The sequence below is a fragment of the Kitasatospora sp. NPDC056184 genome (genome assembly GCF_042268405.1).
Classification (GTDB): Bacteria; Actinomycetota; Actinomycetes; order Streptomycetales; family Streptomycetaceae; genus Kitasatospora.
This window is the reverse complement of record NZ_JBHJUI010000005.1, coordinates 119,952-140,204: the sequence shown is the minus strand read 5'-3', so window position 1 is coordinate 140,204 and position 20,253 is coordinate 119,952. Positions and strand designations below refer to the sequence as shown.

Genomic DNA, 20,253 nt, shown 5'->3' with positions numbered 1-20,253 from the left:
GACGCTGGGCCCGGCCGGGATCGGACGGGTCGGTCCGGCCATCCCATCGAGTGCCGCATGATCATGCCATAGTCATTTCATGCTGTCGGCATGGTCGCCTCCGGCCACCGAAAAAGGTCAAGACCGTCCCAGGTGAAGGTAACCCACCACCAGGGACGGTCATCTGATGGACCGTCAGTAGGGCTCGGCGTGTCAGCGCGCCCCGCCGTTGACGTACAGCGTCTGGCCGCTGACGTACGAGGCGTCCTCGCTCGCCAGGAAGGCGACCACCGAGGCGATCTCCTCCGGCTGTCCGACCCGCCGCAGCGGGGTGCGGGCGGCCACCTCGGTCTGGTGGTCCTCGGCTGTGGCGCCGACCCGGGCGGCGGTCGCGGCGGTCATCGCGGTGGCGATGTAGCCGGGGGCCACCGCGTTCACGTTGATGTTGTACGGGCCGAGCTCGATGGCGAGGGTCGCCGTCAGGCCCTGGATCCCGGCCTTGGCGGCGGCGTAGTTCGCCTGGCCGCGGTTGCCGAGCGCCGAGCGCGAGCTGAGCGAGACGATCTTGCCCCACTTCTGCGCCACCATGTACTTCTGCGCCACGTGGCTGCAGTTGTAGGCGCTGGTCAGGTTGACCGTCAGCACCGCGTCCCAGTCGGCCTTGGGCATCTTGAAGAACAGGTTGTCCCGGGTGATCCCGGCGTTGTTGACCAGGATGTGCAGGCCGCCGAGGTCCTCGTTGATCCGTGCGAACACCTCCTCCACGGCGTCGTAGTCGGCCACGTCGCAGCCGTACGCCCGGGCCGTGCCGCCCTTGGCGGCGATCTCCCCGGCCGTTCCGGCGGCCCGTTCGGCCGAGAGGTCGACGACGGCCACCGCCGCGCCCTCCTCGGCCAGCCGGCGCGCGGTCGCCGCGCCGATCCCCTGCGCGCCGCCGGTGACGACGGCGACCTTGCCTGCGAAACGCGTCATGGTCCTGCTCCTCGGGAAGTGGAGGTCCGGCTGACAGCTGACAGAATCTGTCATCTGAAATCTGTTATCTGAAATCTGTCAGCTGTCATCTGATATCTGTCAGTTGTCAGTTGTCAGCCGTCAGGCGGACTCCACCAGCACCGCCGTGCCCTGGCCGACGCCCACGCACATGGTGGCCAGGCCCCGGCGCCCGCCGGTACGGCGCATCCGGTGCAGCAGGGTGGTGAGGATCCGGGCGCCGGAGCCGCCGAGCGGATGGCCGAGCGCGATCGCGCCGCCGGTCGGGTTGACCAGCTCCGGGTCGATCCCCAACTGGTCGACGGAGGCCAGTACTTGGGCGGCGAAGGCCTCGTTCAACTCGGCCTCCTCGACCTGCCCCGGCGACCAGCCGGCCCGGGCGAGCGCCTTGCGGGTGGCCGGCACCGGCCCGATGCCCATCACGTCCGGGTGCACGCCCGCCGAGGCGCCGGCCACGTACCGGCCGAGCGGTTCCAGGCCGAGCTCGCCCAGCGCCTCCTCGCTGACCAGGACCAGCCCGGCCGCGCCGTCGTTCATCGGCGAGGCGTTGCCCGCGGTCACCGTTCCGCCGGGGCGGAAGGCGGGCTTGAGCCGGGCCAGCTTCTCCAGGCTGGTGTCCTCGCGGATCGACTCGTCCTCGCCGACGGTCACCCCGTCGGCCCGCTCGACCGGGATCAGCTCGGCGTCGAAGCGGCCGTCCTTGCGGGCGGCGGCGGCCCGCTGGTGGCTGCGCAGCGCGAAGGCGTCCTGGCGCTCCCGGGTGATGCCGAACCGGGCGGCCACCTCCTCGGCGGTCTCGCCCATCGAGAGCACGCCGTGCAGCTCGGCCATCCGGGGGTGGGTGAGCCGCCAGCCGAGCCGGGTGTCGTAGGTCTCGATCCGGTGCGGCAGCGCCTCGTCGGGGCGGGGGAGGACGAAGGGGGCGCGGGTCATCGACTCGCAGCCGCCCGCGAGCACGACGTCCGCCTCGCCGGAGCCGATCGCCCGGGCGGCCATGGTGACCGCCTCCAGGCCGGAGGCGCAGAGCCGGTTGACGGTGGCGCCGGGGACGCTGTCGGGCAGTCCGGCGAGCAGGACGGCCATCCGGGCGGCGTTGCGGTTGTCCTCGCCGGCCTGGTTGGCAGCGCCCCAGTAGACGTCGTCGATCCGGGCCGGGTCGAGGGCGGGCAGGTTGGCGAGCAGGGCGCGCAGCACGGTGGCCGAGAGGTCGTCGGGGCGGACCGTGGCGAGCGCTCCGCGCAGCCGGCCGATGGGTGTGCGGCGGGCTGCGGCGAAGTAGACAGGACGCACGAGGTCGGGCTCCTAGTCGAGAGGGGGAACGGTGGGTCAGAAGGCGCTGACGCCGGTGAGCGCGCGCCCGATGAGCAGCTGGTGGATCTGGCTGGTGCCCTCGTAGAGGGTCATCACCCGCGCGTCGCGCAGGTACTTGCCGACGGGGTACTCGTCGATGAAGCCGTAGCCGCCGAACACCTGGAGGGCGTTGTTGGCGGCCCGCACCGCCGCCTCGCTCGCGAACAGCTTGGCGGTGGAGGACTCGGTGGCGAACGGCAGGCCGCGCTCGATGTGGTCGGCGACCTTCCAGGTGAGCAGCCGGGCGGCCTCGACGTCCACGGCGATCCCGGCCAGCAGCTGCTGGACCAGCTGGTGCGAGGCGATCGGCGCGCCGAACTGCTCGCGCTCGCCGGCGTACCGGACGGCGGCGTCCAGGCAGGCCCGGGCGATGCCGACGCAGCCGGCGGCGACCGACATCCGGCCCTTGGCGAGCGCGGCCATGGCGACGGTGAAGCCCTTGCCGACCGCACCGAGCCGGGCGCCGTCGGGGACGCGGACGCCGTCGAAGGCGAGTTCGGCGGTGGCCTGGCCGCGCAGGCCGAGCTTGCCGTGGATCTCGGTACGGGTGAAGCCGGGCAGGTCGGTGGGCACCAGGAAGGCGGTGATGCCCCGGTGTCCGGGCTCGCCGGTGCGGGCGAGGACCAGCGCGACGTCGGCCCAGGTGCCGTTGGTGATGAAGGTCTTGCCGCCGTCGAGCACCCAGTGCCCGCCGTCGCGCACGGCCCGGGTGGTGAGGTTGGCGGCGTCGGAGCCGGTGCCGGGCTCGGTGAGGGCGAAGCAGCCGAGCGCATCGCCGGAGGTGAGCCGGGGCAGCCAGTGCCGCTTCTGCTCCTCGGTGCCGAAGGCGTTGACGGACTTGGCGACCAGGCCGAGGGAGACCGAGACGATGCCGCGCACGGCGGAGTCGCCCCGGCCCAGCTCCTCCAGGACCAGGCAGTAGGCGAGGTGGTCGCCGCCGCTGCCGCCGTACTCCTCGGGGATGGTCAGGCCGAGGAAGCCGACCTCGCCGAGCCGGCGGACGATCGTGCGGTCGACCGACTCGGCGCGGTCCCAGGCGGTGGCGTGCGGGACGATCTCGCGGTCGGTGAAGGCGGCCGCGAGCGCGCGGACGGCGGCCTGTTCCTCGGAGAGTTCCAGGTCCATCGGGGCGCCCCCAGTTAAACTAGCGCTGCAAGTTTTACGAGGGGACTGTAGCTCCGACCGGCCGTGCTGGGAAGGGGCACCTGCCAGAATCGGTCCACACCCCCACCCGACCGGAGGAACCGCGCCGATGGCCCGCCCGCGCACCCCGCTGCTCAACCGCGAGCGCATCGTCACCGCCGCGCTGCGGCTGGTCGACGAGGAGGGGCTGGCCGCGCTCTCCACCCGCCGGCTGGCCGCCGAGCTCTCGGTGAGCGGGCCCTCCCTCTACAACCACTTCGCCACCAAGGACGAGCTGCTGGACGCGGTGGTGGACGGCGTGATGGGCGAGGTCGACCTGTCGATGTTCGCCGCCGGCGCGCCGTGGCCGCGGGCCCTGCGCGACTGGGCCCGCTCCTACCGGGCCGCGCTCGCCGCCCACCCCCACATCGTCCCGGTGCTCGCCCAGGGCCCCGGCCGCCGGCCGAACGCGCTGCGGCTGGCCGACGCCGTCTTCGGCCACCTGGTCGAGGCCGGCTGGCCGCGCGGGCAGGCGACCAGGATCGGCGCGCTGATGCGGTACTTCGTCACCGGCTCGGCGCTGGCCTCGTTCGCGGCCGGCTTCCCGGAGGACGCCGGGGTGTACGACGCGGCCGACTACCCGCACCTCGGCGAGGCGCACCGGCTGGCCGAGCACCGCGCGGCCGTCGACGAGGGCGCCTTCGAGACGGGTCTGGAGGCGCTCCTCGACGGGCTGGTGCTGCGCTTCGAACGGCTGGAGCACGAGCGCCCGGAGCGCCCGGAACGGCAGGGCCACCGGGATCACCGGGATCACCAGGGCTCCCGGGCCACGAACGCCGGGCGCAGCGCGGGGTCCACCGGGTCGTAGTACCGGTGGTAGACGGGGGTCAGCCCGCCGGAGACCGGTGGCACGATCCAGCTCCAGTCGGCGGGCGTCGGCCGGCCGGCCCGCTTCTCCCGCGCCACGTGCCGCAGGAACCGCTCGGACTCGGTGTGGTGGTCGGACATGGTCACCCCGGCCTCCTGGAAGGAGTGCAGCACCGCGACGTTCAGCTCCACCAGCGCGCGGTCCCGCCAGAGCGTGCGGTCGCTGGAGGTGTCCAGGCCGAGCCGTTCGGCGACGGTGGCCAGCATGTCGTAGCGGTCGGCGTCGGCGAGGTTGCGGGCGCCGATCTCGGTGCCCATGTACCAGCCGTTGAACGGCGCGGCGGGGTAGCGCACGCCGCCGATCTCCAGCGTCTGGTCACTGATCGCCGGCACCGCGTACCAGCGCAGGCCCAGCTCGGCGAACCACGGGTGCCCGGGGTGGGAGAGCGGGACCTCCAGCGTGGTGTCCTCGGGCAGCTCGTACCAGGCGGGCCGCTCGCCGGGCCGCTCCTGGACGAGCAGCGGCAGCACCTCGAACCGCTCCTCGCCGCCCTTCCAGCCGAGGTCCCGGGCCCGGGCGGCGAGCTGTCCGCCGGCCGGGTCGCCGATCCACCGGCCGTCCGGTCCGGGGTGGCCGGCGTAGCGGACGAGCTGCTGGTTGAGGATCCGGGCGGCCGGACGGCCGGGCCGGTCGGGGGCGAACACCGAGACCACCGGGCGGATCCGGCCGCCGTTGGTGGCGGTGCGCAGGTGGGCGAAGCACGCGGTGGCGAGGTCGTCGGCGGAGGACAGGTGGCGCAGGTCGCGCACCACCATGCTGCGCCAGTAGAGCCGGCCGATGCAGCGGGCGGCGTTGCGCCAGGCGAGCTTGGCGCCGTAGGCGAGTTCGTCGGGGGTGTGCTCGTAGGTTCCGGTGCGGTCGATCTCGTCGAGGACGGCGCGGATCCGCTCGTCCGGGGCGCCGGCGGCGGGTTGCTCGGTGTGGAACTGCCGGACGAAGTCGGCGGCCTGCCGGGGGTCGGTGAAGAGCCGGTCGGCGGCGGGCTCCGCCGGGGGTGCGGGCACTCCGGGGGGCTCGTCCGGCACCAGGTGGCCGTGGACGTGGGCGTGCGAGTGGGGGCAGGCGCCGCCGCGGGCGGTGGCGGCGGATCGGCGCGTGCCGCGGGTGCGTAGCCGGTCGAAGATCAAGGACATCCCTCCTGCCGGACAGGGATACCGGAGGTGTGCGCGGGATCGCAGGGAGTGAACGATTCGGCCCCCGCCCCCGGCGTCTTCGCGCTAGGGTGCGGGGGCCGGGGGCCGCCGGCGGGGGTGGTCAGCCCATGTCCTCCAGGCGGACGCCCTTGGTCTCCTTGAGGAAGCGCGCCACGAAGACGACGGACAGCGCCGCGAACACCGCGTACGCGAGGTAGGTGGCGGAGAGGTTCCAGCGGGAGAGCGCCGGGAACGAGACGGTGATCGCCCAGTTGGCGATCCACTGGGCGGAGGCGGCCAGCGAGAGCGCGGCGGCGCGGATCCGGTTGGGGAACATCTCGCCGAGCATCACCCAGACCACCACGCCCCAGGAGAGCGCGAAGAACAGCACGAAGGCGTTGGCGGAGACCAGCGCCACGGTGCCCTGGAGGTCGGGCAGGGTGACGTCGTCGCCGCTGCCGGTGGCGGAGGAGAACGCCCAGGCGCAGGCGCCCAGGGCGACGGCCATGCCGGCCGAGCCGATGAGCGCGAGCGGCTTGCGGCCGATCCGGTCGACCAGCAGGATCGCGATCACGGTGCCGAGGATGTTGATGACCGAGCCGATGAAGCCGATCAGCAACGAGTTGGACTGGTCGATGCCCACCGACTGCCAGAGGATCGACGAGTAGTAGAAGATCACGTTGATGCCGACCAGCTGCTGGAAGACCGACAGGCCGATGCCGGCCCAGACGATCGGCAGCAGGCCGAAGCGCCCGCCGAGCAGGTCGCGGAAGCGCGGGCGGTGGTCGGAGGCGATCAGGCCCCGGATCTCGGCGATCCGGGCGTCGGCGTCGACGTCCCGGCCCTCGACGTCGGCGAGGACGGCGCGGGCCTCGTCCAGGCGGCCGGCCGAGATGAGGAAGCGCGGCGACTCGGGGATGGTCGAGGCGAGCACGAAGTAGACGGCGGCCGGGACGACGCAGATGCCGAGCATCCACTGCCAGGCCTCCAGGCCGAGCAGGTGGCCGCGGGTCTCGCCGCCGGCGGCGTTCGCCAGCACCCAGTTCACCAGCTGGGAGATCGCGATGCCGAGCACGATGGCGGCCTGCTGGAAGGAGGCGAGCCGGCCGCGGTACCGGGCCGGCGCGACCTCGGCGATGTAGGTCGGGGCGATCACCGAGGCGATGCCGATGGCCGCTCCGCCGAGGACCCGCCACAGGGCGAGGTCCCAGGCGGAGAACGGCAGCATGGAGCCGATCGCGCTCACCGCGAAGAGCAGCGCGCCGGCCTTCATGACGGTGGTCCGGCCGTGGCGGTCGGCGAACCGGCCGGCCAGGGCGGCGCCCACCGCCGAGCCCAGCAGCGCGGAGGAGACGATCAGACCGGTCACGCCGTCGCCGACACCGAACTTCTCCTGGATGCCGGAGACCGCGCCGTTGATGACGGAGCTGTCGTAGCCGAACAGGAAGCCGCCGAGGGCCGCGGCGGCGGTGATGTAGACGACGAAGCCGAGCCGGCCGGACGGGGCCGGCCCGGTCTCCGCCTCCGCGGGCCCGGAGGGCTCCGCGGACTGCTGGGTGACGCTCACGATCTTGACTCCTGGTACTCAACGCTGAGTTCGGTAGCCGCGATCGTAACCCCTCAATGTTCAAGTGTTGTACATGGGATGGCGGTCATGTCCCACTGGACATTAGTAAGGTGAACGATCAAATGGCGCCCTCGTCCGACCCGGAGACCGGCTGGGCCAGCGAGAGCCCGAACCGGCCCTCGTCGTCCGTCCACCAGGCCGCCAGTCGCAGGCCGGCCGCCGACAGCTCCTCGGCGACCCGCTCCCGGCGGAACTTCGCCGACACCTCGGTGCGCAGCTCCTCGCCCTCGGCGAAGTGCACCGGCAGGTCCAGCGCCGGGATCTTGACGGTCTGCGAGGCCAGCGAGCGCAGCCGCATCTCGATCCACTCCTGCTCGGGGTCCCAGCGCGCGACGTGCGCGAACGCCTCCGGTTCGAAGTCGGCGCCCAGCTCGCGGTTCAGCACGTTGAGCACGTTCCGGTTGAACTCCGCGGTCACCCCGGCCGCGTCGTCGTAGGCGGCGACCAGCACCGCCGGGTCCTTCACCAGGTCGGTGCCGAGCAGCAGGAAGTCGCCCGGGTCGAGCGCGGCGCGCAGCCCGCGCAGGAAGGCGGCCCGCTCGGGCGGCAGCAGGTTGCCGAGGGTGCCGCCGAGGAAGGCGACCAGGCGCGGGCCGCCGGCCGGCGGCAGGCCGAGCCGGTCGGTGAAGTCGGCCAGCACGCCGTGCACCGCGAGGTCCGGGTACTCGGCGGTGAGCGCCCGGCCGGCCGCGGTCAGCGCGCTCTCGCTGACGTCCACCGGGACGTACGCCTCCAGCGTGCCGAGGCCGCGCAGCGCGTCCAGCAGCAGCCGGGTCTTCTCGGAGGAGCCGGAGCCCAGCTCCACCAGGGTGCGGGCCCGGGTGGCGGCGGCGATCCCGCCGGCCCGGGCGGTGAGGATCGCGCGCTCGGCCCGGGTCGGGTAGTACTCCGGCAGCCGGGTGATCTCCTCGAACAGCTCGCTGCCCCGCGCGTCGTAGAACCACTTGGGCGGCAGCGTCTTCGGCTCGGAGGTCAGCCCGGTGTGGACGTCGTGCCGCAGTGCGGTGCTGAAGTGGTCGGCGGGCAGCAGCCGGGTGAGATCAAATGTGCTCATGACAGGTTGATCCTCTGTTCAGGAAATGAAGAGATGTGAACCGCGAGTCGATGGCGGTCCCGCCGCGGAGGGCCGCGGCGGGACCGTCGCGGTCAGAGCGGTTTGACGGTCACCCCGTCCGGTCCGGCCAGCAGCAGCGACCGGTCCGGCACGGCGGTCCAGTCGGGATGGTCGTCGGAGGGCTCGGAGGCGACCAGCACGCCGAGCCCGGGCACCGTCCGGTGGTGCAGGGTGTCGCCCCAGGCGGTGGCGGCGATCTCCCGGCCGTCGGTGAGCAGCAGGTTGATCCGCCCGGTGGTGTGGGCGGAGGCCTCCGCGACGGTGTCGGCCAGCGCCTCGCCGAGGCCGGCGCCCGCGCGCAGCCGGTGCAGCGCGAGCGCCCACAGCAGCGCCGAGTCGGTGCGCGCGACCAGGCCGAGCAGCTCCTGCGGCGGCAGCAGCGCGGCGAGCGCGCCGGTCCGCTCCGGCCAGCCGGCCAGCGCCCCGTTGTGGCTGAACAGCCAGGGGCCGGCGGCGAACGGCGCGGCCGCCTCCTCGCCCGCCGCGCAGCCCTCGGTGGCCGAGCGGACCGCCGCCAGCAGCGCCCGGGTGCGCAGGACCCGGGCGAGGTCGGCGAACGAGGCGTCCGCCCAGACGGGCCCGGCCCGCCGGTAGCGGGCCGGCACCTCGTCGCCGTCCGCGTACCAGCCGAGGCCGAAGCCGTCGGCGTTGACGGTGCCGTACTGCTGCAGGCGCGGCGCCCAGGACTGCCGGTAGAGCCCGGACGGCGGCTCCACCAGGAGGGTCCGGGGCGCGACCGGCTCGCCGAGGTAGGCGAGGTGGCGGCACATCAGCGGGCCTCCGTGCCGCCGCGGGGCCGCCCGCCGTCGTCGGGGTCGACGTCGGCGGCGGTGCGGAACCCGGCGAAGATCTGCCGGCGCACCGGGTAGTCCCAGTTGCGGAAGGTGCCGCGGCAGGCGACCGGCGCCACCGCGAAGCAGCCGCCGCGCAGCACCTTGTACTCCGGGCCGAAGAACACCTCGGAGTACTCCCGGTAGGGCCAGGCCCGGAAGCCCGGGTAGGGCTGGAGGTCGCTGGCCGTCCACTCCCACACGTCGCCCATCAACTGCCGTGCCCCGTAGGCTGACCGGCCCTCCGGGTAGCTGCCGGCCGGGGCCGGGCGCAGGTGCCGCTGGCCCAGGTTGGCGTGCTCGGGGCCGGGCGCGCCGTCGCCCCACGGGTAGCGCCGGGAGCGGCCGGTGGCCGGGTCGTGCCGGGCGGCCTTCTCCCACTCGGCCTCGGTCGGCAGCCGGCGCCCGGCCCAGCGGGCGTAGGCGTCCGCCTCGTACCAGCTGACGTGCAGCACCGGCTCGTCCGACGGCACGGGCTCCAGCACGCCGAACCGGCGGCGCAGCCACCCGCCGTCGGCGCGCTGCCAGAACAGCGGTGCGCTCAGCCCGGCGCCCTGCCGGTGCGCCCAGCCCTCGGGCGTCCACCAGCGCGGCTCGTCGTAGCCGCCGTCCTCGATGAAGCGCAGGTAGGCGGCGTTGGTGACCGGGGTGGTGTCCAGCCGGTAGGCGGGCAGGTCGACGCGGTGGGCGGGGCGCTCGTTGTCCAGTGCCCACGGCTCGGTGTCGGTGCCCATGGTGAACGGGCCGGCCGGGATCAGCACCTCGGCGGGCAGCGCGGCGGCGTCCGCCGGGGCGGGCGGCGGCGGGGGAGCGGCCAGCGCGGGCTCGCCCCTGCGGAGCTGATGGGTGATCAGCATCGTCTCGTCGTGCTGCTGTTCGTGCTGGGCGATCATGCCGAAGGCGAAGCCGGCGGTCAGCAGCGGCGGGCCCTCCAGCGGGCTGGCGGCGAGCAGGTCGAGCACCCGGCCGCGGACCTCGCCCGCGTACGCCCGGGCCTCGGCCGGCGGCAGCAGCGGCAGGCTCGGCCGCTCGGCGCGCGGGTGCTGGAAGGCGTCGTACAGCGGGTCGATCTCCGGGTGCATCGGGTCCCGGCCGCCGACGTTGCGCAGCAGCCAGAGCTCCTCCTGGTTGCCGATGTGCGCGAGGTCCCAGACCAGCGGCGACATCAGCGGGGAGTGCTGGGCGGTGAGGTCGTGCTCGTCGACGCAGTCGGTGAGCGCGGCGGTGCGGGCGCGGGCGGCCAGCAGCTCGACGGCGATGGTCTCGCGCAGCACCTCCGGCGCGAGGGCGTCCAGTGCGAGGGCGTCCAGTGCGGGGGCGTCCGGCGGGGGAGTGCCCCCGTCCCGGCGGGCGGTCCCGGTCTCGCGGGCGTCGTCGATCATGGTGCGGCCTCCTCCGGGGGAGTGCGTCGGGTGCCGGCGCGCAGGGCGTCCAGCTGGTCGTCGGCCGGGCAGCGGCCGCGCGCGGGGTAGCGCTCGGCGAACGCGGCGACGGCGTCGCGCAGCCGCTCGGCGTCGGGCAGGCGGCCCAGGGCGGCGTCGGCGGCGGCGAAGCAGGCGAGGGCGGCGCGGCGCAGCCCGGGGTCGGCCGTGGCGAGGCCGGCGGCCCGGCGCCAGAGGTCGCTGCGCGGCGGCCGCGGGTCCTCCTCGCCCGGGGGCGGCTCCAGCGGCTCCAGGGCGGCGAGCGCGGTGTCCGCGGCGACCGGGTCGTCCAGCAGCGCGGTGACCAGGGCGGTCGGCACGATCCAGCCGTCGCCCGGCTGGGCGTCGATCATCCGCAGCTCCAGGTGGCCGCGCGGACGCACCGGTGGGAAGAGCGTGGTGCGGTGGTAGTCGAGGTCGGCCAGGGTGGGCGGGCGCTCGCCGGCGCCGCGCAGCCAGTCGCGGAAGGTCAGCCCGGTCGGCGCGCTCCACGGTGCGTCGTCGTGGCGGCGCACGCAGAGCACCTCGGCGTCCAGCACGTACCCGGCCCAGGACTCGCGCGGGTCGCCGTGGTCGGGCGCGGGCGCGAGGGTGCGGGTGGGGTCCATCCGGGACCAGACGGTCTGCCGGGTGGACCGGTACCCGGTGGGGCGCCCGTCCAGCAGCGGCGAGTTGGCGAAGGCGGCGACCAGCACCGGGCCGAGCCGGTGGGCGAGTTGCCAGCGGCGCTCGAAGGCGTGCGGGCCGTCCTCCGCCCCGGCGTCCAGGCAGACCTGGAGGGAGGCGGTGCCGGTCATCATGATCCGGCCCCAGGGGCCCGCCGCGTCGAAGTGGCGCTCCATCGCGAGGTAGCGCGGATGGTCCAGGACCATCGTGCGGGGGCGGTCCAGCGGATCGGTGCCGGTGCCGGTGAGGCGCAGGCCCTGGGCGGCGAAGGCGGCCCGCAGGGCTCCGAGATCGCGCCGGGTGTCGGCGACGCAGCCGGTGAGGCTGTCGGCGGGCGGGGAGCTGAGCTCGACCTGCCCGCCGGGTTCGAGGGTGAGGCGGGAGCCGGACGGGAGCGAGGTCCCGTCGGGGCCGCCGAGCGGAAGTGCGTCCAGTGCGGCGTGCAGCCGTTCCGGGGCGACCGGTCGGTCGGGACATCGGTCGTCGTGGACGAACCATTCGACCTCGACGCCCACCAGCCGGGGCGGTCCGATCTTGAAGCAGACGCCCGCCATGTGGCTGCGGGCGGCCGATTCGGTGAGCGGCGTCACCGAATCGGGGGACGGCTGGGGGCTCGTGCGGTCGGTCGGGTTGGGCGGGCGGAGCGGTATCACCGGACTCACCATCCTCGGGACACGGGTGCGGCCCGGACTACCCTGCCCAGTCTGCCCCGGACCATGCGGGGCCGCCGTACAAACATCCGGGGAAGGCGGATCGCCGCAGGAAGGGGCGGAGCGAACGGGTGAACAGCGGGTGAACCCGGGGTCGGTGGCGGCCGGACCGGGGCGCCGGGCGCGCGTGCGGGCGCGGGGCGCACGGGTCGGCCGCCCGGCGCGGGCGGGCGGCCGGGGCGTGTCCGGCCACGCGTGTCGGATCGGCCGGCGTCGCGCGCCCGGCGGGAACGGTCAGGCACGCCCCAGGTGTGCCGCCAGGCCGCGCCGGCCGCGCCGCATCAGCACCGCGTGGTTGGCCCGGAACAGCGGCCGGGCGGGCAGCGCGAGGCGGCGCAGCAGCGGCTTGGCCGGGCGGGTGTCCTCCTCGAACAGGGCCAGCGTGCCGCCCGCGCCGTCCGCCGTGACGGTCCAGCGGGACCAGCCGGTGAGGTCCCCGTGCATGGCCGCCTCCAGCACCCCGGCGGCCGGGTCCTGCCGGACGGCGGTGAGCCCGATGACCAGCCGGTAGGGGAGCAGCGCGCGCACCAGTACCTCGCCGCGGTCCGGTCCGGTCTCCCGGACGGCGCGGATCTCCGGCCACCAGCGCGGGTAGCCGGCGACGTCGGCGAGCGCCGCGTACACCGCCGCCGGCGGCGCCGCGAGGTGCCACACCCCGCGGAACCGGTAGTGGTTGGGGTCCACGGGGGCACTGTAGCGGCGCCCGTCGGGGCACCCGGTGCGGCACCGGGAGGAGGGGGGCGCTCCGCTTGCATGCGTTCGGCGTGCAGAGGAGGATCTTTTGTGCTTGTAGTCTCATCAGTCACAGCTGCCACATTGCTGGCAGTGTCCACCGGCACCGGAGCGAAGGAGACCCGAGAATGCGGCGACCGAACTGGGTACCGGAGGGCACGGACCTGGACAAACCGAACGCCGCGCGGGTCTACGACTACTACCTCGGGGGCTCGCACAACTTCGAGGTCGACCGGGAGATGGCCCGCAAGGCCATCGAACTCTGGCCCGAGCTGCCGCAGATCATGCGCTCCAACCGCGCCTTCCTGCGCCGCGCCGTCCAGTTCGCCGCCGAGCGCGGCATCGGCCGCTTCCTCGACATCGGCTCCGGCATCCCCACCTTCGGTACCGTCCACGAGATCGCCCGCGCGATCCGGCCCGAGGCGCAGGTCGTCTACGTGGACCGCGACCCGGTCGCCGTCGCCCACAGCCGCCTGCTGCTGGAGGACGACCCGGGCAGCTCCGTCGTCCAGGCCGACGTGCGGGACGTCGAGGACCTCATGTCCCGCCCCGAGGTGACCGCGCTGCTCGCCGCCGGCGAGCCGGTGGCCGTCCTGCTGGTCGCCGTCATGCACTTCGTCCAGGACGCCGAGGACCCGTGGAAGCTGATCGCGGTGATCCGCGACGCCCTCCCGCCCGGCAGCGCCCTCATCCTGTCCCACGCCTCCCTGGAGGGCCGCCCCGACCAGGCCGAGGACCACCAGCGGCTGTACCGGATGACGCCCACCCCGCTGACCATGCGCACCCACGAGCAGATCACCGCGATGTTCGAGGGCTTCGAGCTGGTCGAGCCCGGCGTCGTCTACCTGCCGCAGTGGCGCCCGGACCAGCCCGAGGCGGTCGGCGAGCACCCCGAGCGGATGACCGGGGTGGCGGGCGTGGGGCTCCGTCCGTGACGGAAGCACCGGAATCGGGCAGCGGCGCCGAACGGTTCCACGAGGACTGGGCGCGGCTGCTCTCCGGTGACCACGGCACGGCGGTCCACCCCGGCCTGCTCGGCCGGCTCGTCTCCCGGACCGCCGGGCTGCTCCACCGCGCCCAGCTGGACCACCCGTTCGAACCGCAGCTGGCCGCCGAGGCCGGCGCCGAACTGGTCGACGCCCACTTCACCGACCCGGTGGTGCTCGCCCGGGCGGTCGAACTGCTCCAGCGGTACCCCGCCGCGGACAGCCGGGGCCCCGCCCTGAGCGGCGCCTTCGCGGCCGGCTGGGCGGCCGCGCTGCGCGAGCGCACGCTGCGCGAGCAGGAGGCCATCCGCACCGCCGCCGACGTCGCCCGCAAGGAGGCCGAGCGGGCGCTGCGCGCCTCCGAGGCCCGGTTCCGCGCGCTGTTCGAGAGCGCCGCCATCGGCATCGGCATCGGCGACACCGACGGCAACATCCTGGCCGTCAACAAGGCCCTCCAGGAGCTCTTCGGCGCCGGCCCGGACGACATGATCGGCCGCCGGGTCGGCGACCTCGTCCACCCCGAGGACACCGACGGCGTCTGGGAGGCCTACGAGGAGCTGATCAGCGGCAAGCGCGACTACTTCCAGTTCGACAAGCCGTACTACCGCCAGGACGGCGAGATCGTCTGGACCCACCTGACGGTCTCGCTGATCCGCGACGACGACGGCCTGCCGCAGTACCAGGTCGCCATGCTGGAGGACGTCACCGACCGCTACCGGCTCCAGGAGCGGCTGCGCCACCAGGCCACCCACGACCCGCTGACCGGCCTGCCCAACCGGGCCGCGTTCTTCGAACGGCTGGAGAGGCTCTTCGAGGACCCGGACCCGGGCGCCCGGTTCGGTCTCTGCTACGTCGACCTCGACGGCTTCAAGGTGGTCAACGACAGCCTCGGCCACGACACCGGCGACCAGCTGCTGTGCGCCGTGGCCGCCCGGCTGAAGGCCGCGCTCGGCCCGCTCGGGCACCTGGTCGCCCGGCTCGGCGGCGACGAGTTCGTCGTCCTGCTGGAGAACAGCCGCGGCGAGCAGGAGGCCGTCGCCGCCGCCAAGACCGTGCTGAAGGCGCTCGCCGGGCCGATCCTGATCGGCGACCACAAGCTGGCCGTCGGCGCCAGCGTCGGCGTCCTGGAGCGGCGGGTCTCCACCACCACCCCCGGCGCCGCCGTGCGCGCCGCCGACCTCACGCTCTACCGCGCCAAGGAGGCCGGACGGGGCCGCTGGACGCTCTTCGACCCCAAGGAGAACGCCCGCGCCGTCTCCCGCTACGCCGTCTCGGTGCGGATGCCCGCCGCCCTCGATCGCGGCGAGTTCTTCATCGACTACCAGCCGCTCTACGCGCTCGCCGACGGCCGGCTCGCCGCCGTCGAGGCGCTGGTGCGCTGGCGCCACCCGCAGCTCGGCGTGCTCGGCCCGGACGAGTTCGTCACCACCGCCGAGGAGACCGGGCTGATCATGCCGCTCGGCCGCTGGGTGCTGGAGCAGGCCTGCGGCCAGGCCGCCGACTGGATCAAGCGGTTCGGCGACGCCGCGCCCCAGCTCAACGTCAACCTGGCGGTCCGGCAGGCCCGCAGCGCCGCCCTGGTCGGCGACCTCGGCCGGATCCTGGACACCACCGGTCTCGACCCGGCCCGGCTCCAGCTGGAGATCACCGAGTCCACCGTGGTCGGCCCGGAGGACGAGGCGCTGCGCACCCTGCACGGCCTGGTCGGCCTCGGGGTCTCGCTCGCCGTCGACGACTTCGGCACCGGCTGGTCGAACCTCGCCTACCTGCGCGACCTGCCGGTCTCCGGGCTGAAGATCGCCGGCTCCTTCGTCGGCGACCTGCACGACCCGGCCAAGGACGAGGAGACCGGCTGGCGGATCGTCAGCGGCCTGGTCTCGATGGCGCACGCCCTCGGGCTGACCGTCACCGCCGAGGGCGTGGAGACCGGCCGGGACGCCGAGCGGCTGCGCGTCCTCGGCTGCGACTGGGCGCAGGGCTGGCACTTCGGCCGCCCGGTGCGGCCGTCCGAGATCGCCCGCCGGATTGCCGAGGAGCCGCGGGGCCGCCCGGTCGCCGACTGGCCGGTCGTCGGCTGAGGGGGCGCCGGCTGAGCGGTCCTCGGCTGAACGGTCGTCCGCTGAGTGGCCGTCGGTCGCCGGTCGCCGCCTGAGCGCGGGCCGGCCCGCCCGCTCAGCCCACCAGCTGGGACAGCTCGATCGAGTGCCCGGTCCGCTCCGCCTTGGCCCGCAGGTAGCGGACGTTGCTCTCGGAGACGTGCACGCCGGTCGGCACCCGGCGCCGCACCGTGACGCCGAGGGCGGCCAACTGGGCGTCCTTGTCGGGGTTGTTGCTCAGCAGGTCGATCCCGTCGACGCCGAGCGCGCCGAGCATCTGGGCGGCGGCGGTGTAGTCGCGGCCGTCCTCGGGCAGGCCGAGCGCGGTGTTGGCGTCGTAGGTGTCGAGCCCGGAGTCCTGCAGGGCGTAGGCGTCCAGCTTGTTGTACAGCCCGATGCCGCGGCCCTCCTGGCGCAGGTACAGCAGGTACCCGCCGGCGGTGGCGATCCGCTCGACGGCCTCGCGCAGCTGCGGGCCGCAGTCGCACCGGGCGGAGCCGAACACGTCGCCGGTCAGGCACTCCGAGTGCAGCCGCACCAGCGGCGTGGCGCCCTCGGGCACCGTGCCGAGCGCCAGCGCGAGGTGCTCCGCCCCGTCCGCCAGGCCGTGGAAGGTGGACACCTCCGCCTCGGCCCGGTAGCCGTCCGGGAAGGCCAGCGGTATCCGCACCCGCGCCCGGACCCGCACGGCGCCGTCGGTCTGCGGGGAATCGTTCTGCTGCACCTGCGGCATGGACGGGCCTTTCGTGACGGACGGTTCCGGTGGTACTCGGCTGTCGACGGTACTAGGTAGTTCCAATTTGAACAACATAGGAGGCCGACGAAGGGTCGGTGCAGCTCACGAACGGGTTGCCGGGGGAGGTCCGGGGGGACAGGGGCGGACAAACAGGGGGTGGCAGTGAGAGACTGTGCCCGCGCGAGCGGTCCAGGAGTTGCCGCGCCGGTGTTCGTGCGCCGTGACGCCCTCAATGGCGAGGGGACCGCCGGTGCTCTCCCCCCGTGATGACGGGGGAGGCGCCCTGTCTGTCGATTCAGACCATGGAAGGTCCTCAGAGATGTCGGCTACCCCCGTGCCCGCTGCGTCCCACGACGCCGGGAACCCCGCCATTGAGTCGCTCTACGCCGAGGTGCTCCGCCGCAACCCCGGCGAGCCCGAGTTCCACCAGGCGGTGCACGAGGTCGTGGAGACCCTCGGCCCGGTCCTGGCGCGCCGCCCCGAGCTGGCGGACGCCCGGATCGTCGAGCGGATCGTCGAGCCCGAGCGCCAGCTGATCTTCCGCGTGCCGTGGACCGACGACCGGGGCCGGATCCATGTCAACCGCGGCTTCCGGGTGGAGTTCAACAGCGCGCTCGGCCCGTACAAGGGCGGCCTGCGCTTCCACCCCTCGGTGAACCTCGGGATCGTGAAGTTCCTGGGCTTCGAGCAGATCTTCAAGAACGCGCTGACCGGCCTGGCCATCGGCGGCGGCAAGGGCGGCTCCGACTTCGACCCCAAGGGCCGCTCGGACGCCGAGGTCATGCGCTTCTGCCAGTCCTTCATGACCGAGCTGTACCGCCACCTGGGCGAGCACACCGACGTCCCGGCCGGGGACATCGGCGTCGGCGGCCGGGAGATCGGCTACCTGTTCGGCCAGTACAAGCGGATCACCAACCGCTACGAGTCGGGCGTGCTGACCGGCAAGGGCATCGGCTGGGGCGGCTCGCAGGCCCGCACCGAGGCCACCGGCTACGGCTGCGTGCTGTTCACCCAGGAGATGCTGCGCGCCCGCGGCGAGGAGCTGGACGGCCTGCGGGTCTCCGTCTCCGGCTCGGGCAACGTCGCGCTGTACGCGATCGAGAAGGCCCAGCAGCTCGGCGCGACCGTGGTGACGGCCTCCGACTCCACCGGCTTCGTGGTGGACGAGAAGGGCATCGACCTCGACCTGCTGAAGGAGGTCAAGGAGGTCCGGCGCGGCCGGCTCACCGAGTACGCGGAGCTGCGCGGCAGCCACGTCCGCTACCAGGAGGGCACCGGCGTGTGGAGCGTCCCGGTGGACGTGGCGCTGCCCTGCGCGACCCAGAACGAGCTGGACGAGGCGGACGCGCTGGCGCTGGTCCGGGGCAACGTGCGCGCCGTCGCCGAGGGCGCCAACATGCCGACCACGCCGGAGGCGGTCCGGGTGTTCCTGGAGGCCGGAGTGGCCTTCGGCCCGGGCAAGGCGGCCAACGCGGGCGGCGTCGCCACCAGCGCGCTGGAGATGCAGCAGAACGCCTCGCGCGACGTGTGGTCCTTCGAGCGGACCGAGGAGCGGCTGGCCGCGATCATGCGGAACATCCACGCCGCCTGTTACACCACGGCCGAGAAGTACGGCCGCCCCGGGGACTACGTGCTGGGCGCCAACATCGCCGGCTTCGAGCTGGTGGCGGACGCCATGCTGGCGCAGGGTCTGATCTGACGCCCGGCCGCCGGGCCGCACCCCCGCAGCACTGCCACGCCGCCTCCCCGGCCGCACCCCCCGCGGGTGCCGGCCGGGGAGGCGGCGTGCTTCCCGGCGGCGGACCCCCGGCGGCGGACCCCCGGCGGCCCGGGCCACCCCGACCGGAGCGGGCACCGGATGTCGGGTCCGGGCGGGCGGCCGCCGCCTACGGTGAGGAGCATCAGAGGGAAGGACGGGGGCGGGAACCGATGCTGGACCGGCTGAACCAGGCCATGGAGTACATCGAGGAGCACCTCGACGGGACGGTCGACGCGGCCGAGCTCGCGCGGATCGCGACCACCTCGGAGTACCACTTCCGACGGCTGTTCTCGGCGCTCGCCGGGATGCCGCTCTCGGAGTACCTGCGCCGCCGCCGGCTCACGCTGGCCGGCGCGGAGGTGCTGGCCGGGGAGCGCACGCTGCTCGACGTCGCGGTCCGCCACGGCTACGGCTCGGGCGAGGCGTTCGCCCGGGCGTTCCGGGCGATGCACGGGGTCGGCCCCGGCGAGGCCCGGCGCTCGGGCGCGGTACTGGTCTCCCAGCCCCGGATGTCCTTCCGCCTCGTCGTCGAAGGGAGCAGCAGCATGGAGTACCGGGTCGTGGAACGGCCGGCCTTCCGGATCGTGGGCCGGCGGGCGAGGGTCCCCTTGGTCCACGAGGGGGTCAACCCGGCGATCGCCGCGTTCGTCAAGGGCCTGGGACAGGAGGAGGTCGACCGGATCGCGGCGCTGTCGGAGCAGGAGCCGGAGGGCCTCGTCGCGGTCACCGAGTTCTTCTCGGACAGCCGGGAGGAGGGCGTGCCGCTGGACTACTACCACGCGGTGGCGGCCGGGGCCGGCTCCGAGGTGCCGGCGGGCCTCGACGTGCGCGAGGTCCCGGCCGGCACCTGGGCGGTGTTCGCCAACACCGGGCCGTACCCGCGCGCGCTCCAGGAGATGTGGCGGGACGTCTTCACCCAGTGGTTCCCGTCCAACCCGTACGAGTTCCGGCCCGGCCCGGAGATACTGCGGGTCCGCGTCCGGCCGGGCGGCGAGGAGGCCGAGGCGGAGCTCTGGATCCCGGTGGTCCGCGCGCCGGCGCGCTGAGCCCCCTCGCGCTGAGCCCCCTCGTGCCCGGACGGCCCAGCAGGAGCCGCCTCCGGACGGCCCCCGCCCGCATGCTGGGGCGGGGGCCGTCGAGCGGAGAGTGGAGCGGGGATGGCCAAGGCGTTCGGGTTCGCCGACTACGGCGGACCGGAGAAGCAGGAGTTCCTGGACCGGCCGGCGCTGGAGCCCGGGCTGGGCCAGCTGGCGATCGCCGTCCGGGCCGCCGGGGTGAACCCGGTCGACTGGAAGGTCCGCCGGGGCTGGCTCGGCCAGGTGCGCGAGCTGCCCGCCGTGATGGGTTCCGAGGCGGCCGGCGTGGTCGAACGGGTCGGCCCCGGCGTCACCGGGTTCACCCCGGGCGACGAGGTCTTCGGGATCGCGGCGGCCGGCGCGTTCGCCGAGCAGACGCTGCTGGCCGCCGCGTCCAGCGCGGTGAAGCCGGCCAAGGTCGGCTTCGACCAGGCCGCCACCCTGCCGGTGGCGGCCGCGACCGCCGACGACGCGGTCCGCGACATCGGCGTGGGCGCCGGGCAGACGCTGCTGATCCTCGGCATCGCCGGCGGAGTCGGCAGCATGGCCGCCCAGATCGCCCGCAGCCGCGGCATCCGGGTCATCGGGACGGCGGGCGACGCCAACCGGGCGTACGTCGAGTCGCTGGGCGCGGTGCAGCTGCGCTACGGCGAGGGCGTCGCCGAGCGGATCCGGGCGGCCGCGCCGGACGGCGTGGACGGCATCCTCGACCTGGTCGGCGGCGACGACGCGCGCGCCGCCGCGGTGGCCCTGGACGACCGCTCCCGGCTGGTGTCCACCTCCGACCCGACCACCGCGGAGGAGCTCGGCGGCCGCTACATCACCCGGTCCACCAGCCCGGACACCCTCGCCGCGCTGGCCGAACTCGTGGCCGCGGGCGAGCTGGACCCGCACATCGCCGGCCGCTACCCGCTGTCCCGCGCCGACGAGGCGGTCGCGCTGGTCGAATCGGGGCACGCGCGCGGCAAGGTCGTCCTGGACATCGGCTGAGGGAGGGC

At 74.4% G+C, this 20,253-nt stretch carries 17 protein-coding genes; 6 read left to right on the top strand and 11 right to left on the bottom strand.

Annotated elements, in window-relative coordinates; genetic code table 11:
• Positions 1 to 192: 192 nt before the first annotated feature.
• From fabG to ACFC0B_RS12560, 3 genes are all read right to left on the bottom strand, one after another.
• Complete coding sequence (gene fabG / locus ACFC0B_RS12570; RefSeq protein ID WP_376085324.1) at positions 193 to 951, bottom strand: 3-oxoacyl-ACP reductase FabG; 759 nt, start codon at positions 949 to 951, stop codon at positions 193 to 195.
• Positions 952 to 1,071: 120 nt separating this feature from the next.
• Complete coding sequence (locus tag ACFC0B_RS12565) at positions 1,072 to 2,259, bottom strand: thiolase family protein (RefSeq protein ID WP_376085322.1); 1,188 nt, start codon at positions 2,257 to 2,259, stop codon at positions 1,072 to 1,074.
• Between the two features lie 36 nt (positions 2,260 to 2,295).
• Positions 2,296 to 3,444 (bottom strand): acyl-CoA dehydrogenase family protein, encoded by a 1,149-nt coding sequence (locus ACFC0B_RS12560; RefSeq protein ID WP_376085320.1) that lies wholly within the window; start codon positions 3,442 to 3,444, stop codon positions 2,296 to 2,298.
• 127 nt (positions 3,445 to 3,571) lie between these two features.
• On the opposite strand from ACFC0B_RS12560, the gene ACFC0B_RS12555 reads away from it, so the two are divergent.
• Complete coding sequence (locus ACFC0B_RS12555) at positions 3,572 to 4,309, top strand: TetR/AcrR family transcriptional regulator (RefSeq protein WP_376085318.1); 738 nt, start codon at positions 3,572 to 3,574, stop codon at positions 4,307 to 4,309.
• Here ACFC0B_RS12555 and ACFC0B_RS12550 read toward each other — a convergent pair.
• The 7 genes from ACFC0B_RS12550 to ACFC0B_RS12520 form a co-directional block, all read right to left on the bottom strand.
• Complete coding sequence (locus tag ACFC0B_RS12550; protein WP_376085317.1) at positions 4,252 to 5,502, bottom strand: nitric oxide synthase oxygenase; 1,251 nt, start codon at positions 5,500 to 5,502, stop codon at positions 4,252 to 4,254. The genes ACFC0B_RS12555 and ACFC0B_RS12550 overlap by 58 nt on opposite strands.
• A gap of 121 nt (positions 5,503 to 5,623) precedes the next feature.
• A complete protein-coding gene (locus ACFC0B_RS12545) occupies positions 5,624 to 7,069 on the bottom strand; it encodes a sugar porter family MFS transporter (RefSeq protein ID WP_376085316.1) in 1,446 nt (481 codons plus the stop codon).
• Between the two features lie 118 nt (positions 7,070 to 7,187).
• A complete protein-coding gene (gene egtD, locus ACFC0B_RS12540; protein ID WP_376085314.1) occupies positions 7,188 to 8,183 on the bottom strand; it encodes an L-histidine N(alpha)-methyltransferase in 996 nt (331 codons plus the stop codon).
• Between the two features lie 92 nt (positions 8,184 to 8,275).
• Complete coding sequence (egtC, locus tag ACFC0B_RS12535; protein ID WP_376085313.1) at positions 8,276 to 9,013, bottom strand: ergothioneine biosynthesis protein EgtC; 738 nt, start codon at positions 9,011 to 9,013, stop codon at positions 8,276 to 8,278.
• Positions 9,013 to 10,455 carry an ergothioneine biosynthesis protein EgtB gene (egtB, locus tag ACFC0B_RS12530; RefSeq protein ID WP_376085311.1) on the bottom strand — a complete coding sequence of 481 codons (1,443 nt, stop codon included), beginning with the start codon at positions 10,453 to 10,455 and terminating at the stop codon, positions 9,013 to 9,015. The genes egtC and egtB overlap by 1 nt, the downstream gene beginning before the upstream one ends.
• Positions 10,452 to 11,813, bottom strand: a complete 1,362-nt coding sequence (egtA, locus tag ACFC0B_RS12525) for an ergothioneine biosynthesis glutamate--cysteine ligase EgtA (RefSeq protein WP_376085309.1) — start codon at positions 11,811 to 11,813, stop codon at positions 10,452 to 10,454. The genes egtB and egtA overlap by 4 nt, the downstream gene beginning before the upstream one ends.
• A gap of 291 nt (positions 11,814 to 12,104) precedes the next feature.
• Positions 12,105 to 12,554 (bottom strand): SRPBCC family protein, encoded by a 450-nt coding sequence (locus ACFC0B_RS12520; protein ID WP_376085307.1) that lies wholly within the window; start codon positions 12,552 to 12,554, stop codon positions 12,105 to 12,107.
• Between the two features lie 176 nt (positions 12,555 to 12,730).
• Between ACFC0B_RS12520 and ACFC0B_RS12515 the strand changes: the two genes are divergently transcribed.
• Entirely contained in the window at positions 12,731 to 13,537 is an 807-nt protein-coding gene (locus ACFC0B_RS12515; RefSeq protein ID WP_376085306.1) for an SAM-dependent methyltransferase, read from the top strand.
• Positions 13,534 to 15,666 (top strand): putative bifunctional diguanylate cyclase/phosphodiesterase, encoded by a 2,133-nt coding sequence (locus tag ACFC0B_RS12510; protein WP_376085304.1) that lies wholly within the window; start codon positions 13,534 to 13,536, stop codon positions 15,664 to 15,666. Before ACFC0B_RS12515 ends, ACFC0B_RS12510 begins: the two co-directional genes overlap by 4 nt.
• A gap of 94 nt (positions 15,667 to 15,760) precedes the next feature.
• Here ACFC0B_RS12510 and ribA read toward each other — a convergent pair whose 3' ends face one another.
• The gene (gene ribA / locus ACFC0B_RS12505) at positions 15,761 to 16,417 is read right to left on the bottom strand and encodes a GTP cyclohydrolase II (RefSeq protein WP_376085302.1); all 657 of its coding nucleotides are present in this window, start codon (positions 16,415 to 16,417) and stop codon (positions 15,761 to 15,763) included.
• A 322-nt stretch (positions 16,418 to 16,739) separates the two neighbouring features.
• Here ribA and gdhA point away from each other — a divergent pair, with 322 nt between their 5' ends.
• The 3 genes from gdhA to ACFC0B_RS12490 all read left to right on the top strand — a co-directional run bounded on the left by gdhA (position 16,740) and on the right by ACFC0B_RS12490 (position 20,245).
• Positions 16,740 to 18,119, top strand: coding sequence for an NADP-specific glutamate dehydrogenase (gene gdhA / locus ACFC0B_RS12500; RefSeq protein ID WP_376085300.1), 1,380 nt, complete (start codon positions 16,740 to 16,742; stop codon positions 18,117 to 18,119).
• A gap of 230 nt (positions 18,120 to 18,349) precedes the next feature.
• On the top strand, positions 18,350 to 19,225 hold the full coding sequence (locus ACFC0B_RS12495; protein ID WP_376085298.1) for a GyrI-like domain-containing protein: 876 nt from the start codon (positions 18,350 to 18,352) through the stop codon (positions 19,223 to 19,225).
• A 111-nt stretch (positions 19,226 to 19,336) separates the two neighbouring features.
• Positions 19,337 to 20,245: an NADP-dependent oxidoreductase gene (locus tag ACFC0B_RS12490; protein ID WP_376085296.1), complete on the top strand. Its 909-nt coding sequence runs from the start codon at positions 19,337 to 19,339 to the stop codon at positions 20,243 to 20,245.
• Positions 20,246 to 20,253: the final 8 nt, after the last annotated feature.

What these genes read in the sequence shown, in the direction of transcription:
- fabG (WP_376085324.1), bottom strand. Translation starts at nt 951, where the DNA reads ATGACGCGTTTCGCAGGCAAGGTCGCCGTCGTCACCGGCGGCGCGCAG.
- ACFC0B_RS12560 (WP_376085320.1), bottom strand. Translation starts at nt 3,444, where the DNA reads ATGGACCTGGAACTCTCCGAGGAACAGGCCGCCGTCCGCGCGCTCGCG.
- ACFC0B_RS12555 (WP_376085318.1), top strand. Translation starts at nt 3,572, where the DNA reads ATGGCCCGCCCGCGCACCCCGCTGCTCAACCGCGAGCGCATCGTCACC.
- ACFC0B_RS12550 (WP_376085317.1), bottom strand. Translation starts at nt 5,502, where the DNA reads ATGTCCTTGATCTTCGACCGGCTACGCACCCGCGGCACGCGCCGATCC.
- egtD (WP_376085314.1), bottom strand. Translation starts at nt 8,183, where the DNA reads ATGAGCACATTTGATCTCACCCGGCTGCTGCCCGCCGACCACTTCAGC.
- egtC (WP_376085313.1), bottom strand. Translation starts at nt 9,013, where the DNA reads ATGTGCCGCCACCTCGCCTACCTCGGCGAGCCGGTCGCGCCCCGGACC.
- egtB (WP_376085311.1), bottom strand. Translation starts at nt 10,455, where the DNA reads ATGATCGACGACGCCCGCGAGACCGGGACCGCCCGCCGGGACGGGGGC.
- ACFC0B_RS12515 (WP_376085306.1), top strand. Translation starts at nt 12,731, where the DNA reads ATGCGGCGACCGAACTGGGTACCGGAGGGCACGGACCTGGACAAACCG.
- ribA (WP_376085302.1), bottom strand. Translation starts at nt 16,417, where the DNA reads ATGCCGCAGGTGCAGCAGAACGATTCCCCGCAGACCGACGGCGCCGTG.
- gdhA (WP_376085300.1), top strand. Translation starts at nt 16,740, where the DNA reads ATGTCGGCTACCCCCGTGCCCGCTGCGTCCCACGACGCCGGGAACCCC.
- ACFC0B_RS12495 (WP_376085298.1), top strand. Translation starts at nt 18,350, where the DNA reads ATGCTGGACCGGCTGAACCAGGCCATGGAGTACATCGAGGAGCACCTC.
- ACFC0B_RS12490 (WP_376085296.1), top strand. Translation starts at nt 19,337, where the DNA reads ATGGCCAAGGCGTTCGGGTTCGCCGACTACGGCGGACCGGAGAAGCAG.